Origin of the sequence: Pararobbsia alpina (assembly GCF_965118125.1) — a bacterium.
In the GTDB taxonomy this organism is placed as follows: Bacteria; Pseudomonadota; Gammaproteobacteria; order Burkholderiales; family Burkholderiaceae; genus Pararobbsia; species Pararobbsia alpina_A.
Genome location: NZ_OZ221288.1, coordinates 2,452,024 through 2,465,850, shown reverse-complemented (window position 1 = coordinate 2,465,850; position 13,827 = coordinate 2,452,024). Strand labels below are relative to the sequence as shown.

General features: G+C 62.1%; 11 protein-coding genes. 2 read left to right on the top strand and 9 right to left on the bottom strand.

The features are described 5' to 3' along the window. Nucleotides 1-49 precede the first annotated feature (49 nt). Complete coding sequence (locus ACMFWR_RS29055) at nucleotides 50-1,114, bottom strand: NAD(P)/FAD-dependent oxidoreductase (RefSeq protein WP_413197379.1); 1,065 nt, start codon at nucleotides 1,112-1,114, stop codon at nucleotides 50-52. Between the two features lie 384 nt (nucleotides 1,115-1,498). Here ACMFWR_RS29055 and ACMFWR_RS29050 point away from each other — a divergent pair, with 384 nt between their 5' ends. Beyond that, a complete protein-coding gene (locus ACMFWR_RS29050; RefSeq protein ID WP_413195834.1) occupies nucleotides 1,499-2,935 on the top strand; it encodes a dihydrolipoyl dehydrogenase in 1,437 nt (478 codons plus the stop codon). Nucleotides 2,936-3,154: 219 nt separating this feature from the next. Next, a complete protein-coding gene (locus tag ACMFWR_RS29045) occupies nucleotides 3,155-4,225 on the top strand; it encodes a purine-nucleoside phosphorylase (protein ID WP_413195833.1) in 1,071 nt (356 codons plus the stop codon). A 111-nt stretch (nucleotides 4,226-4,336) separates the two neighbouring features. Here the strand turns inward: ACMFWR_RS29045 and ACMFWR_RS29040 are convergent, their stop codons facing one another. The 8 genes from ACMFWR_RS29040 to ACMFWR_RS29005 all read right to left on the bottom strand — a co-directional run bounded on the left by ACMFWR_RS29040 (nucleotide 4,337) and on the right by ACMFWR_RS29005 (nucleotide 13,823). Then, entirely contained in the window at nucleotides 4,337-5,398 is a 1,062-nt protein-coding gene (locus ACMFWR_RS29040; protein WP_413195832.1) for a LacI family DNA-binding transcriptional regulator, read from the bottom strand. Between the two features lie 99 nt (nucleotides 5,399-5,497). Beyond that, entirely contained in the window at nucleotides 5,498-6,934 is a 1,437-nt protein-coding gene (locus ACMFWR_RS29035) for an alpha-glucosidase/alpha-galactosidase (protein ID WP_413195831.1), read from the bottom strand. A gap of 36 nt (nucleotides 6,935-6,970) precedes the next feature. Continuing rightward, nucleotides 6,971-8,314, bottom strand: coding sequence for an ABC transporter substrate-binding protein (locus ACMFWR_RS29030; protein WP_413195830.1), 1,344 nt, complete (start codon nucleotides 8,312-8,314; stop codon nucleotides 6,971-6,973). Nucleotides 8,315-8,385: 71 nt separating this feature from the next. Beyond that, a complete protein-coding gene (locus tag ACMFWR_RS29025) occupies nucleotides 8,386-9,327 on the bottom strand; it encodes a carbohydrate ABC transporter permease (RefSeq protein ID WP_413195829.1) in 942 nt (313 codons plus the stop codon). 130 nt (nucleotides 9,328-9,457) lie between these two features. After that, nucleotides 9,458-10,390, bottom strand: a complete 933-nt coding sequence (locus ACMFWR_RS29020; protein ID WP_413195828.1) for a carbohydrate ABC transporter permease — start codon at nucleotides 10,388-10,390, stop codon at nucleotides 9,458-9,460. Between the two features lie 372 nt (nucleotides 10,391-10,762). Beyond that, a complete protein-coding gene (locus tag ACMFWR_RS29015) occupies nucleotides 10,763-12,022 on the bottom strand; it encodes an NAD(P)/FAD-dependent oxidoreductase (RefSeq protein ID WP_413195827.1) in 1,260 nt (419 codons plus the stop codon). A gap of 4 nt (nucleotides 12,023-12,026) precedes the next feature. Beyond that, entirely contained in the window at nucleotides 12,027-12,350 is a 324-nt protein-coding gene (locus ACMFWR_RS29010) for a 2Fe-2S iron-sulfur cluster-binding protein (protein ID WP_413195826.1), read from the bottom strand. A 33-nt stretch (nucleotides 12,351-12,383) separates the two neighbouring features. Beyond that, nucleotides 12,384-13,823, bottom strand: coding sequence for a glutamine synthetase family protein (locus tag ACMFWR_RS29005; protein WP_413195825.1), 1,440 nt, complete (start codon nucleotides 13,821-13,823; stop codon nucleotides 12,384-12,386). Nucleotides 13,824-13,827 lie beyond the last annotated feature (4 nt).

The window sequence follows — 13,827 nt, the reverse complement described above, 5'->3', positions numbered from 1 at the left end:
TGGGCACGCCCCGCCGGGGCAGCAGTCAACGCGGCGTCAGCGACACGCCTTATTCATGCGCGTGAGCGTTGAGTTTTTCCTGCAACGCGGCGTCGTAACTCGAATGCACATGTGTCCGTTGTTTATCGGGCCGCGCGTACGTATAGGCCTTGCGCAGCGCCAGCGATCCTTCGTGAAACCCGGACAGGATGAGTTTCTGCTTGTTGTCATACAGCGCGATGTCGCCGATCGCGAAAACGCCGGGCAGCGCGGTTTCGTAGTTGGACGTATCAACCGGAATGCGCCCCGCGCGCGCCCTGAGCGGCCAGCCCGCGAGCGGCCCGAGGTCCGGTACGAGACCGAACAGGGCCACGAGGTCGTCGAAAACGAGTTCGCGATCGCCCTGCAGCGTCTTGACGCGCGCGCCGCTCAATACGCCGTGCGATTCGTGCAGTGCGTCAAGCGTACCCGTGACGATTTCAATTTGACCGGCCTCATGTGCAGCCATCACGGCTTGTGCGGTCGCCGGCGCGGCGCGATAGGCGGTGCGCCGGTGCAGCAGCACGACCTGCTCGGCGATACCGCGCAAGGCCAGCGCCCAGTCGAGCGCCGAATCCCCGCCGCCTGCGATCAGCACGCGGCGACCTCGAAAGCGCTCTGCCTGTCGAACCGCATAATGCAGCCCGCGCCCTTCGAATCGCTCGGCCTCAGGCAGGCCGACGCGCTGCGGCACAAACGCACCGTTGCCCGCCGCGATGAGCACCGCCGCCGCGTTGATGACGCGGCCTTCGCTCGTCGTGAGCTCCCAGCGTTCGCCCGCGCGCTCGAGCGTTTCGGCGCGCTCGCCGAGGTAGATCGGATAACCAAACGGTTCGCATTGCTCGAGCAGCCGGTCGACCAGCTCCTGCGCGGTGCATCGCGGCACGGCAGGGATATCGTAGATCGGCTTGTCGGGGTAAAGCTCCGTGCACTGACCGCCCGGGCGATCGAGCGCATCGATCGTGATGCAGTTCAGCCCGATAACGCCGGCTTCGAACATGGCAAACAAGCCCGCTGGCCCGGCGCCGATGATCGCGACGTCGGTCGATTCGACCGATTCGCCTGCGCTGCTTCCCGCCTTCTGCGGCTCGTTCATGCGTTGCCCATTCCCTGCGTTGACTGCGTTACCCGTATTGCCTGCGTTACCTGCGTTTCCCGCCTGGTTCCGTTGCGCGTCGTGATCCCGTTGCGACATCGTGCTGTTCCGCTCCATCTTTACCGATACATAAGGCCGAGTATGCGCCGCAGCGACGCTCGATGCGTCAGTGCCCTTGCTCGGCACACGTGAATGCACTAGATCCAATACGCGCGCAATGCAATGCGTTTCGCCCCGAGTTGGCCCACGCGGGGCGCCGTGTCAGGATCGCATCCCTGCACCCACCGGTGCACACCGACTGCGGACGTCGCGGCTATCCAGCCCGGCTCGCGCAGCACGGCATGGACGTACGCGCGCTGAAGCGCCTCTCGACCAGGGGACTCAATGCAAAGCCATCATGTGGATGTCGCCATCATCGGCGCGGGCACGGCCGGCCTCGCTGCATATCGCGCGGCACGCGCAGCCGGACAACGTGTGCTGCTGATCGAAGCCGGCAAGCTCGGCACGATGTGCGCCCGAAGTGGCTGCATGCCGTCCAAACTGCTGCTTGCAGCGGCCCACGGCCTGCACGACGCGCAGGCACTGGCTCCACGGGGCATCCAGGGTGGCAAGGAGGTGCGCGCCGACGGCCGGGCCGTCATGGCCTACGTGCGTGCGGAGCGCGACCGCTTCGTCGCCGGCGTCATCGACGATTTGCACGCCTTTCCTGAAGGCACTGTGCTGCGCGGACTGGCCCGTTTCGTTTCCGACCATGTACTGGTCGTCAATCATTCCCACGAAGTCCATGCGCGCAGCGTCGTCATCGCGACCGGCGCTGCACCTTCAATTCCGACCGCGCTCGACGTGTTCGGCGATTTCGCGATCACCAGCGAAGCGATTTTCGAGTGGGACACGCTGCCGCAAAGCGCGGCCGTGCTGGGTGCAGGCCCGGTCGCGCTCGAACTCGGGCAAGCGCTTGCACGCCTCGGCGTGCGCGTGCAGATTTTCGGCCGCAACGGCGACGCCGCGAACCTCACCGATCCCGTTGTCCGCGATGCGCTCGTGCTGACACTGCAGGAAGACATCTACCTCGACACCGATGCCGAGATCCTCGAAATGAAGATGCACGAGGGCAAACCCGCGATTCGCTATCGCGTACTCGACGGCGACGAAGCGACCTCGCGCTTCGATGTGGTGATCGCGGCGACCGGCCGGCAACCCGCGCTCGATCACCTTCAGCTCGAGAACACCACGCTCCGGCTTGATGCCCGCGGCATACCCGAGCACAACCCTGCCACCCTGCAATGCGGCATGAGCTCGATCTTCGTCGCCGGCGATTGCGACGGTACGCGCCCGTGGCTCGCCGACGCGAGTGACGAAGGCACGATTGCCGGCACCAATGCGGCGCGCTACCCCGATATCAAGCGGTATCCGCGCAAGACACCGATGTCCGTCGTGTTCTGCGAGCCGCAGGCGGCCCAGGTTGGCGCTTCCTTTGCATCGCTCGATCCGCGTCGGATTGTGATCGGCGAAGTTGCATTTGCGAATCAGGGACGCAGCCGCATCATGCGGCGCAATCACGGCAAGCTTCGCATCTATGCGGACGGCGACACGGGCCGCGTGCTCGGGGCGGAAGGCTGCGGCCCGGATATCGAGCATCTCGCGCACTTGATTGCCTGGGGCGTGCAGCTCGAACTCACGATCGATCAAATGATTGCGATGCCCTACTACCACCCGGTCGTCGAAGAAGGCCTGCGCAGCGCACTGCTGCACGCGCGCAAGCAACTGGGAGCGCGCCGGCCCTTGCCCGAACTGCTGTTTGCCACGACATTCCACGCATAAGTGCGCCGTGATGCGCGATATGGCTCATGAGCCATACAGAAAAAATAAACTCCACCTATACTTTGAGCGCCCTTACCTTGAGCGCTCTTCCGGCTCGATATCCGCAGGGCCCACGCGCTACACGCCGGCACAACATATCGACATCCGCGACCGGATGTTTACTTCACGGCACGCAAGTCTTTCTCTCGACTCCTAACCAGAACGAAGGACGGGCCTCTTATGCTCAAACACACTCTGAGTGCCATCACCGCGCTGAGCGTCGCCGCCGCAGCTGCCATGCTGCCCGCGACCGTGCGCGCCGACGACGACAGCTTCGCGCAGGGCGACAATGGTTCGCACGGTCGTCATGTGAAGGTCATGATCATCTCGATGTTCGGACCCGAAGGTCAGGTCTGGCTCGACAATCTCGGGCCCTGGCAGCAGATCACCGTGCCGGGTCTCTCTCCCGACTATCCGACCGTGTCGTGCAATCGCCAGGACGTCTGCGTGATGACGACGGGCATGGGGCACGCGAACGCGGCCGCGTCGTTGATGGCACTGACGTTCTCGCCCAAATTCGACCTGCGCAAGACCTATTTCATGATCGCCGGTATTGCGGGGATCGATCCTCAGCAAGGCACCGTCGGCTCCGCCGCGTGGGCGAAATGGCTTGTCGACTTCGGCATTCAATGGGAAATCGACGGACGTGAAATTCCTCCGGGCTGGACCACCGGTTATCTGGGGATCAACACAACCAGCCCGACGCAAAAGCCGCCGCTCGACTATCGGACTGAAGTGTTCCAGCTGAACGGCAAGCTCGCCGATATCGCGTACGGATTGTCGAAACACGTGACGCTGACCGACGATGCGCAGGCGATTGCTGCGCGCGCGAAATATCCGAATGCGCCGGCGAACCTGCCACCGACGGTGATCCAGTGCGACACACTCGCGGGCGATACCTGGTGGTCGGGCAACGACCTCGGCCAGCGCGCGCGAGACTGGACCAAGATTCTGACGGACAACAAGGGCACATACTGCACGACGCAGCAGGAAGACAATGCGACGTATGAGGCGCTCACGCGCGCCGCCACGGTCAATCGCGTCGATCTGAGCCGTGTCGCCGCGTTACGTGCAGGTTCGGATTTCGATCGGCCCTATCCAGGACAGTCCGCCTCGGACAATCTTCTGAACTACGCCTCACAGGGCGGCTTCACGATCGCGATTCAGAATCTTTATCTGACAGGCAATCCGCTCGTTCAGGACATCGTGAATCATTGGAGCGAGTGGAAGGATGGAGTGCCGCGCCGGTAAGCGGCAAGACGATCGGCCTGTTGTTCTGGTCGATGCGAAATCGTCGTGACGCGTTGCTGCGGATAGCCACACCATCCACAGCAACGCTCGCGACAACACACCGCCCATTCGTCAGCGCCTATGCCCCTTCGCCTGACCACATGACTCACGCACGATCAACGGCACCTCGCTCGTCGAATGCAACGTCGACGGGCGTTCGCCCGCGATGAGGCGTACAAGAAGATTCGAGGCCTCGCACCCCTGTTCATACGGCGACGTTCGGATCGTCGTCAAAGGCGGCGACGCATAAGCGGCGAGTGGAATATCGTCGTAGCCAACGACCGCCACGTCTCCGGGCACATCGAGTCCCGCCTCGCGAAGCGCCGCGATTGCACCGAAGGCGATGGTGTCGTTACCCGCGAAAAGCGCCGTCAACGATCGTTCGCGTTCAAGCATGCCTTTCATGCCTTCGTAGCCACTCTGAGCGCTGAAGTTTGCGAAGGCGATGAGCGTGTTGTCCATCTCGACGCCAAACTCACGCAGTGCATCGCGATAGCCGTATAGACGTTCGCTGACGCCGTGATATTCGTTCGGCGCGAAGCCGATATGCGCGACACGACGATGGCCGAGCGCAAGCAGATGACGCGTCGCCACGCGTGCAGCTTCGCGCGTATCGACGTCAATACTGTAGATTCCGGCGTGCTCGTCGAGGTTCGATCCGAGCACGACAAGCGGGAACCCTTCGGCGGCCAGATGCGCGAGATGCACGTCTTCGCTGCGCGGCACGTTGAGCACGATCAATCCGTCGATGCGACGGCTATCGACGAGATCGAGAAACCCCCCGGGCCGCCCCGCTTCGACCATCGGCTCGAACAACACCTTGTAGCCGTGCGAGTGGCACGTCTCGTTGACGCCCGCGAGCATGCGCGGGATGAACGCGTCGACCCTCAGATGCTCATTGTGCGGCACGACCAGCGCGACCGTGCGCGTCGCTCCGCTCACGAGTGAGCGTGCGGCGGCGTTGGGCACATAGCCTAGCTGACGCGCAGCGAGCAACACTCGCTCGCGCGTTTCTTCGCTGATGCCCATCTGTGGCACATCGTTGAGCACGAACGAAACCGTCGTGCGCGATACGCCTGCGAGTTTCGCAACCTGACTGCTGGTCACGCGCGGTGTCGTTTTAGGTCGATTCAATGGCGAGTCCACGGCAAATTCGCTGCAAGGCCGACCAGGCCCGACCTTGCTCCATGCGATCCGCGCCGCATCCGTGCGCGCCTGCGACGGCAGTCACTCTCAAGCCGCCAGCCCGATTCGCTCCGCTCTCGTCAGGCTTTCGGGCAGCCGGTCGCGATGGGCTTCGAGCAAATCGTCCACCAATGAAACGATCTGCTCGATATCGAGCTCGGCCGCCGTGTGCGGATCGAGCATCGCCGCATGATAGACGTGTTCCCGCCGCCCTGTCAGCGCCGCTTCGACGGTCAACTCCTGGACACCGATATTCGTGCGCATCAGCGCAGCCAGCTGAGGCGGAAGCGCGCCGATGCGCGTCGGCTGCACGCCATTCGCATCGACCAGGCACGGCACCTCGACGCAGCAGCCCTGCGGCAAGTTGTCGATCAGGCCCGTGTTGGGCACGTTGCCGTAGATCACCTTCGGCTCGCCCGTTTCGATCGCACGGATAATCGTCGCGCCGTATTCGACCGAACGCCGGATCGTACGCAGGCCTTCGAGATGACGCACGGCGCCGTCGTGACGTTTGTCCATGACCTTGATGCCGCTCGAGAGCAACGCCGCACGCAGGGCCTCGGGATCCTGTGAACCCGGATTGCGAAGCTCTTTATCGATGAACTCCCACGACGCTTCATAGACCTGGCAACGGCCTGGATACTCGTCGAGCGGGATGTTGTACTTCTCCAGCAGTTCCTCTCGGCCGCGCTTGATGAACCAGGGCACGTACTCGCTGAAGTGCTCGCTCGATTCAGTCGGAAAGTACCCGAGCCGATTCAGCATTTCATAACGCACCCGGTTCCAGTCCGGCACACGTCCTTCCTTACGCACGCGACGCAGCTCCGGATACAGGTCCTGTCCATTGCGCTCGAACTTCAGATAGAACGCCATGTGATTGATGCCGGCGCACGTATAGTGAATCTCGTCGAACGGCACACCGAGATCTTCAGCGAGTTCGGCAGCGGTGCCCTGCACGCTATGACAGAGACCCACCGTGCGGATCGACGACGCGCGATTCATCGCCCAGCATACGATCGCCATCGGATTCACGTAGTTCAGATGCACGACATCGGGACACAGGCGCTCCATGTCGGACAGCATGTCGAGCATGACGGGAATGGTGCGCAGGCCGCGCATGATGCCACCGATGCCCAGCGTATCGCCGATGGTTTGCTCGAGACCGTATCGCTTCGGGATATCGAAGTCGATCACCGTGCTCGGCTTGTAACCACCGACTTGAATCATATTGAGCGCATAGTCCGCGCCGTCGAGCGCCCACGCGCGATCCGTCGTCGCAACGATGCGCGGGCTGATGCCGAGATGACTCGCAACACGATGCGCGACGAGCTCCGACAAGCCGAGCCGCTTCTCGTCGATGTCGTAAAGCGCGATCTCCGCGTCCGCCAGTTCGGGGTACGCGAGGATATCGCCGAGCAGATTGCGGGCGAATACCGTGCTGCCTGCGCCGATCAATGTGATCTTGACGGGCCGTTTCGATGCCATGAGAAAGTTCTCCGTTGCGTGTAGTGAGGTGCGAGCCTAGTGCTGCGCCACTTCATTGACCTTGGCGTTCGCTTCCTTGAGTGCCGTTGCCGCATCAGCCTGGCCGAGCAGGATCGATTCGATTGTCGCGTTCATGATCGAGTCGATCTGGGCACCGCCCTTGGCGATCGGCGGCTGGAACGTCGTGGCTTTGGTCATATCGAGGAAAGCCTGGGTATCGATGCCGCGTTTCGCGTGAGCATCGACGGCGAGCTGGTCGAGCTGACGGATGGCCGGGAACACGACGCCACGCTGGCCAACGATCGTCTGGCAGCTCGTGGAGCCAAGGAATTTGACCCACTTCCACGACTCTTCCTTGTGCTTGCTGCCGCTCCAGATCGAATCGGCGAGGCCGTTGAACATCGTCGCGCGTCCGTTGGGCCCTTGCGGAAGCACTGCGTAGCCCACATCGAACTTCGCGTTCTCGGCGTACCAGTTCACCATCCACGAGCCGTCGGCGACCATGGCCGTCTTGCCCGCGGCGAACAGGGCCTGGTTGCCGAGCTTGCTCGCCTCGTCAAAGCGCGCGGAATAGCCCTTCTTGCTGAGATTCGCGATCCATTGCAAGGTGCGCGCGAGACGCGGATCGTCGTAGTGATAGTGCGTCGTCCACGGGCCATCGTTGAACTTGAAGCCTTCGGACACAGCGAACGGACTCCATTCACTCTGTCCCATCATGCCGCCGGTCGTTGCGATCTGATAGCCGCGGACCTTCACGTGCTGCGCATCGAACTTCGGTGAGTCCCCTCGATTGCCGTTGTCATCGACACTCAGCTTCGCAATCGCGTTCTGGAACGTGCCGCCGTCGCGATCGTTCCACGTCCAGCCCGGTATCGTCGACGGGTCGATGCCCGCGTCCTTGACCATCTGCTTGTTATAGACGAGCACGATCGTGTCCCAGTCTTTAGGCAAGCCGTATTGATGACCGTCCTTCGCCCAGTTCGTCAGCAAGGTCGGGTAGTAGCCGTCGGTCGAAACCTTGTCGCGCTGAATGTACGGTGTGAGATCGACGAGCTGTCCGTTGGTGACCATCTCCGGATACTTCATCAGGTGATTGGTGATCACATCGGGCGCGGTGCCTGAGACGAATTGCGTCGTCAGCGCAGTCCAATAGTCGGCCCAGCCGACCTGCGAGATCTTGATGTGGATATCCGGGTTTTCTTTTTCGAATTGCACGGCGCAGGCCTGGTATGCGGGACGCTGATTGGCATCCCACAGTACATATTTGATTTCGACCGGACCGGCTTGCGCGGCGGTCGCGAATACAGTGCATGCCGCTGCGGCGCCAACGGCCGCGGCCAGCATCGGGAGTCGCATGCGAACTGGAAAAAGGCTTTTCATCGGGGTGTCTCCGTTTGGCGTCTTCAACGCCTTGTGGACGGCCTTGTATCAGGCCTTGAAATAAATCTTGCTCACTTGCCTCCGCTGAACTGAACGGATTCCACGACGCGCCGGCCAAAAGCAATCAGCAGGGCCAGGGTGGGCAGCACCGTCAGAAAGGCGGCGGCCATGAGACCCGTCCAGTCAGGCGCGCCCTGAGGGGTCTGCGATTTAAAGGCTTGAAGCGCAACGGTCAGCACCTGCATGTCGTCACCGTTCGCGACAATGAACGGCCAGAAGAACTCGTTCCATGCGTTGATGCCCGACAGGATCGCGACCGTCGCGAGCGGCGTCGCGCTGATCGGCAGCACGATGCGCCAGAAGATCGCGAAATACGATGCACCGTCGAGTCGCGCGGCCTCTTCGAGTTCATACGGAATCGACAGAAAGAATTGTCGAAGGAAGAAGATCGAAAACGCCGACACCAGGCAGAACGGCGCGACCATGCCCGCGTATGTGTTGAGCCAGCCCAGGTCCTTGATCAGGATGAAGTTCGGAATGAACAGGACGATGTTCGGCAGCATCATCGACAGCAGAAACAGCGCGAAGAGCGGTTTTTTCCCGCGAAAACGCAGGCGTGCGAAGGCATAAGCGGCCATGGCGCTGAACACGACCTGCCCTGCGACGACGACTCCGGCGAAGACGAACGAGTTGAGCAGCGACTGAGAGAAGTTGATCTCGCTGCCGGAGCCGCCGTCGGCGAGCGCTGCATCACCCGTCACAAAACCCAATACGCGACGGAAGTTGTCGAGCGTGAAAGAAGGCGGCATCAACGCACCGGCCGACGAGTAGAGATCACGCGTCGGCGTGAGCGCGGTGCGCAGCACAATCCAGAGAGGGATCACGGTAATCGCGATCATGGCCGCAAGCGCGCACCAGGCGAGGCAGCGCCCCACACTCCAGTGCTTGCCGGCCTGCGCGCCGATCGCACCGTGAGGTTCACCGCTCAGTACATCAGTCGTCACGTCAGACATTGCTCGCTCCTCAGGCATCGTTCGCCAGGGCGTGGTTCGTTGGGGCGTGGTTCGTTGGGGCGCGGTTCGCTTTCACGTGGCTCGCTTACGCAAGATCGGTGCGGGCGGGTCAAGCGTAGGCAAGGTCCGCTCAGGCAAGGTCGGACTCCCCCGCTCTGAACACGCGCATCTGTACCGCCGTATAGACGATCATGATCAGCAGCAGAGCCATGGACATCGCGGACGCGTAGCCCATCTTGTAGAACTTGAATGCGTTCTCGTAGATGTAATAGACGATCACGCGCGTCGATTCGGCGGGGCCCCCATTCGTCGTGACCGCGACCGTATCGAAGATCTGGAACGAGCCCGTGATGCTCGTCACGAGCACAAAGACCATCACCGGACGTAGCAGCGGCAATGTGATGCGACGGAACATCTGCCATTCACTCGCTCCGTCGAGCGCGGCCGCCTCGTACAGGCTGCGGGGAATGCCCTGCATGCCCGCGAGAAACAACAACGAGACCATGCCCATGTAGCGCCAGATATTGACGGCAGCGACGGTCGCCAGCGCCTCCACCGGTGAGCCGAAGAAAGACTGGTTTGCGATGCCCAGCGCATGAAGCCAGGCATTGACCCAACCCAGAATCGGGTCGAGCAGCCAGACCCACATCAGTGCGACCAGCACGTTTGACAGCAGATACGGCAACAGCAGGATCGCGCGGATCGAAATGGCGCGAATCAGCCGATCCATCAGCGAGGCGAGCAACAGGCCCAGCACGGTCTGCAGCGGGATGTTGAACAACACGTAGTACGCAGACAGCTTGAGCGCGTGCCAGAACTTGCCGTCTTCGAGCATGGCCCGATAGTTGTCGAGACCTACAGGGCGAGGCGGCGACATCAGGTTCCAGTCGCTTGCGCTGATGCCGATCGCGCGGATCGCCGGGATCAGATAGAACACGACGAGCCCAACCAACGACGGCAGGATCAGCAGCCAGGCGGTCGCTGCCTCGGGGTTGCCGAACCAGCGGATTCGACGTTTCGGGAATCCGGCTGCCTGTTCGTCGGCTGTCTGGACCGTCGCCATGCTGTCCCTCCGCAGACTACTAACTCGTGTTAGTAACGTATTCAAAAAAAGACGCCAACTGTGAATGACGTCACGCAACGGAGCAAATTCAATGCAAGAAACAAGCGAGCATCACCCACTCCGATCTGAAGGCTATCGATTGCGCGTCTCACCTAACTCGCGTTAGCAGATTAGACAAAGTTCGCGATGCGATCAACCCGTGATCGCCCCGTAGTTTCCCTAACGCGCCACTCCTGCGAACCGACCTTTGCGGTGTACATACCGACGTCAACTCGTACCAACCGCGTCGAACATCGCTCGCGAAAGCGAGTCGCGTCGGCCATGACTTCCGGGTGCCATTGCCGATAATCGATCAGGCAACAGAATCGTGAATCACGCCGATGGCCTCGTCGTTGCCTGCGCGATCCACCCCTTGAGATCGAACGCGTCATCGCTGACTTGCTGCTGCGTAGGATGCAGGTCGCCCGCGAGCAGTTTGCGCGCGAGCATGTGCTCCTGGGGCCGATTGACGCTGTCGACCGCAAGCAGCGCATCGCCGCGAAAATAGAACAACGAAAACTTGCGGGCCTCCAGCGATCCGCGCAAGGCATAGTGAGTCCAGCCGGTGTTGAGGCCAGCCATCTGAAGCTTGAGGTCGTACTGATCGGACCAGAACCACGGCACCGCGCGATACGGCTCGAGTCGACCGACGATCGTGGCGGCCGCGGTCTTCGCCATATCGTTCGCGTTTTGCACGGACTCGATGCGCAGCGCGCTCGCATCGGTCGCGTCGGTCGCGGAACCATGCGGAACAAACGAAGCGCAGTCTCCCGCAGCGACGATCGCCGGATCGCTCGTGCGTGCGTAGGCATCCACGGCGACCCCGCCACCCGGAGTGCTTGCCATGCGCAAGCCGCAGGATTGAGCCAACTCGACGTTCGGCACGACCCCGATGCCGACAACAACAAGGTCACACGACAATCGAGCACCATCGTCAAGTTCGATCGTATCGATGTGGCCCGCGCGCGCATGGAGCGCAGCGACCTTGCGATTCAATCTGAATTGCACCCCTTGCGCCGTGTGGGCTTCAAGGACAAACGTCGAAAGCGGCTCTGACGCGACACGCGCGAGCACACGCGATTCGGCCTCGACGACGGTGACTTCCGCGCCCGACTGGCGCAGCGAGGCCGCGACTTCGAGGCCGATATAGCCCCCGCCGATCACCACGACCGATCGCGCTGTCCGGCTCGCTTCGGCAAGCCGTCTTGCGTCTGCGAGATCGCGCAAATAGAACGCACCTTCAATCGCCAGCGTGCGCACGCGTGCTCCGGTCGTCAGCGCAAGATGGTCGTAGCGCAGCGACGTCCCGTCGTGCAACACCACCTCACGACGATCCCGGTCGATCCGTGTCACACGTGTCGACGGCCGCCATTCGACGCGCTCCTCGTCGAAGAATGCGGGCGAGCGCAAGGGCAAACGCGCCTCGGCAAACTGCCCGGTCAGGAAAGACTTCGAAAGCGGCGGACGTTGATACGGCGCGTCAGGCTCTTCGCCCAGCAGCACGATTCGCCCGTCGAATCCATACTCGCGCGCCGACGCGGCAAGCTGCGTCCCCGCATACGACGCTCCGATGATCACCAGCGTGGGCTTCATGACCTTACCCTTGTCTCGATGGAATTCGCACGACCAGCCCGGCGGTGTCGGGGGTCACGACGATCTGGCAGCTGAGCCGGCTTTCGGGCCGTCGTTCATCGGCGACGCCGTCGAGCATATCGAGCTCTTCGGCTTCCGCGGGCGCGAGCGTCGCGCTTGACGCATCGTCGACATAGACGTGGCACGTCGCGCACGACAGGCAGCCTCCGCATTCGGCGTCGATGCCACGCACATTGTGCTGTATCGCGGCCTCCATCACGCTGGTGCCGATGGGAATATCGATCTCGCGACGGCTGTCGTCGCGAAGAATATAAGTAACGATGGGCATCACAGTTCCTTCACACTATTTCTACGAGTGGGGCTAAAACGTGTCGAAATACTCGCGATGTTCCCACTCGGTGACTTCGAGGTTGAAGCGCTGGATCTCGGCGTCCTTGAGCTTGCAGAAGTAGTCGACAAACGCGTCGCCGAAGCCTTTGCGCAAACACGTGTCCGCGCGCAGCGCGGTGATCGCGTCACTCAACGTGCGCGGCAGTGCGTCGGCCTGCGTCTCGTATGGCACGTCGGCCGACGCCGGCGGCATGAGCTTGCGGCGGATGCCGTCGAGCCCCGCAAGCACTTGTGAGCCGAAATACAGATAGGGATTCGCCGTGGGTTCTCCGACCCGGTTTTCCAGCCGCGTCGCCGGGTCATTCACCCCGCCGAGCACGCGCACCATCACGCCGCGGTTGTCGCATCCCCAGTTCGCGCGATCCGGCGCGTTCGAATACGGCCGATAGCGCTTGTAGCCGTTGATGGTCGGCGTCGACAACGCCGTCGCGCCCTGCGCGTGGGCCAGCAATCCGGCGAGATAGTGACGGCCGATGTCGGAAAGCGGTGTATCCGCGACATCCTCGCGCATAAACACATTCTTGCGACTCTCCCTATCGATCAGCGACTGATGAAGGTGCCACCCGCTCGACACGACGTTCGGGATTTTCGGCCGGCACATAAACGTCGCGTGATAGCCGTGACGCTGGCACACCTGTTTGACGGCGCTGCGAAACAAGACCATGTCGTCGGCGCTGCGCATGCCTTCAGCCGGCGCGAACGTGAACTCGAACTGGCTGGGACCGTATTCGATTTCAAGCGAGCGCACGCCAAGCCCGAGACCGTCGATATGCGTGCGCAGCAGTTCCATAACGTCGTCGACCGCGTCGTACCGCAGCTCGGTCAGATATTGATACCCATGCGTCAACAGATCGACATCAGGCGGCTCGCCGGGCTGGCCCGCATGCTCAGGCTTCATGCGCGGGTCGGTGACCCGGAAAACATGAAACTCGACTTCGAGCCCGGAGACGAACGTGAAACCTTCGTCCGCGAGATCCGCCAGGGCACGACGGAACAGATGCCGCGTGGCGAACGGCACCGGCTGGCCCGTTGCGAAACACACGTCGCAGAGCACCCATCCCGTGTGCGGTGCCCATGGCAACACGCGAAACGTTTCGGGGTCGGCGATCATCAATGTGTCGCCGGCGCCCTGCATCTCGGGCATGCCGAAACCACCCCCCGCGCTGTAGACGGGAAAGACGCTCCGATGCGAGGTGTCCTTGGCAAACAGCGTCGACGTCAGCGTCACACCGCTTTTGAAGGCCTTGATCGCTTCGTCGACAACCAGCGTCTTGCCGCGCAACAGGCCGTGCTGATCGGGAAACGAGAAGCGCACCACGCGCACATCGCTGGCCTTCAGGCGCTCGAGCACCGCGTGATAGGCCGTCCATTGCGAGTCGGTCCACAGACCGTGAGTTTCAACGAATGACATGTTC

Bases quoted from the DNA above. Each gene is read 5' to 3' on its own strand.
- ACMFWR_RS29050 (WP_413195834.1), top strand. From the start codon at position 1,499: ATGCAAAGCCATCATGTGGATGTCGCCATCATCGGCGCGGGCACGGCC.
- ACMFWR_RS29005 (WP_413195825.1), bottom strand. From the start codon at position 13,823: ATGTCATTCGTTGAAACTCACGGTCTGTGGACCGACTCGCAATGGACG.
- ACMFWR_RS29055 (WP_413197379.1), bottom strand. From the start codon at position 1,114: ATGAACGAGCCGCAGAAGGCGGGAAGCAGCGCAGGCGAATCGGTCGAA.
- ACMFWR_RS29010 (WP_413195826.1), bottom strand. From the start codon at position 12,350: ATGCCCATCGTTACTTATATTCTTCGCGACGACAGCCGTCGCGAGATC.
- ACMFWR_RS29025 (WP_413195829.1), bottom strand. From the start codon at position 9,327: ATGTCTGACGTGACGACTGATGTACTGAGCGGTGAACCTCACGGTGCG.
- ACMFWR_RS29030 (WP_413195830.1), bottom strand. From the start codon at position 8,314: ATGAAAAGCCTTTTTCCAGTTCGCATGCGACTCCCGATGCTGGCCGCG.
- ACMFWR_RS29035 (WP_413195831.1), bottom strand. From the start codon at position 6,934: ATGGCATCGAAACGGCCCGTCAAGATCACATTGATCGGCGCAGGCAGC.
- ACMFWR_RS29045 (WP_413195833.1), top strand. From the start codon at position 3,155: ATGCTCAAACACACTCTGAGTGCCATCACCGCGCTGAGCGTCGCCGCC.
- ACMFWR_RS29015 (WP_413195827.1), bottom strand. From the start codon at position 12,022: ATGAAGCCCACGCTGGTGATCATCGGAGCGTCGTATGCGGGGACGCAG.
- ACMFWR_RS29020 (WP_413195828.1), bottom strand. From the start codon at position 10,390: ATGGCGACGGTCCAGACAGCCGACGAACAGGCAGCCGGATTCCCGAAA.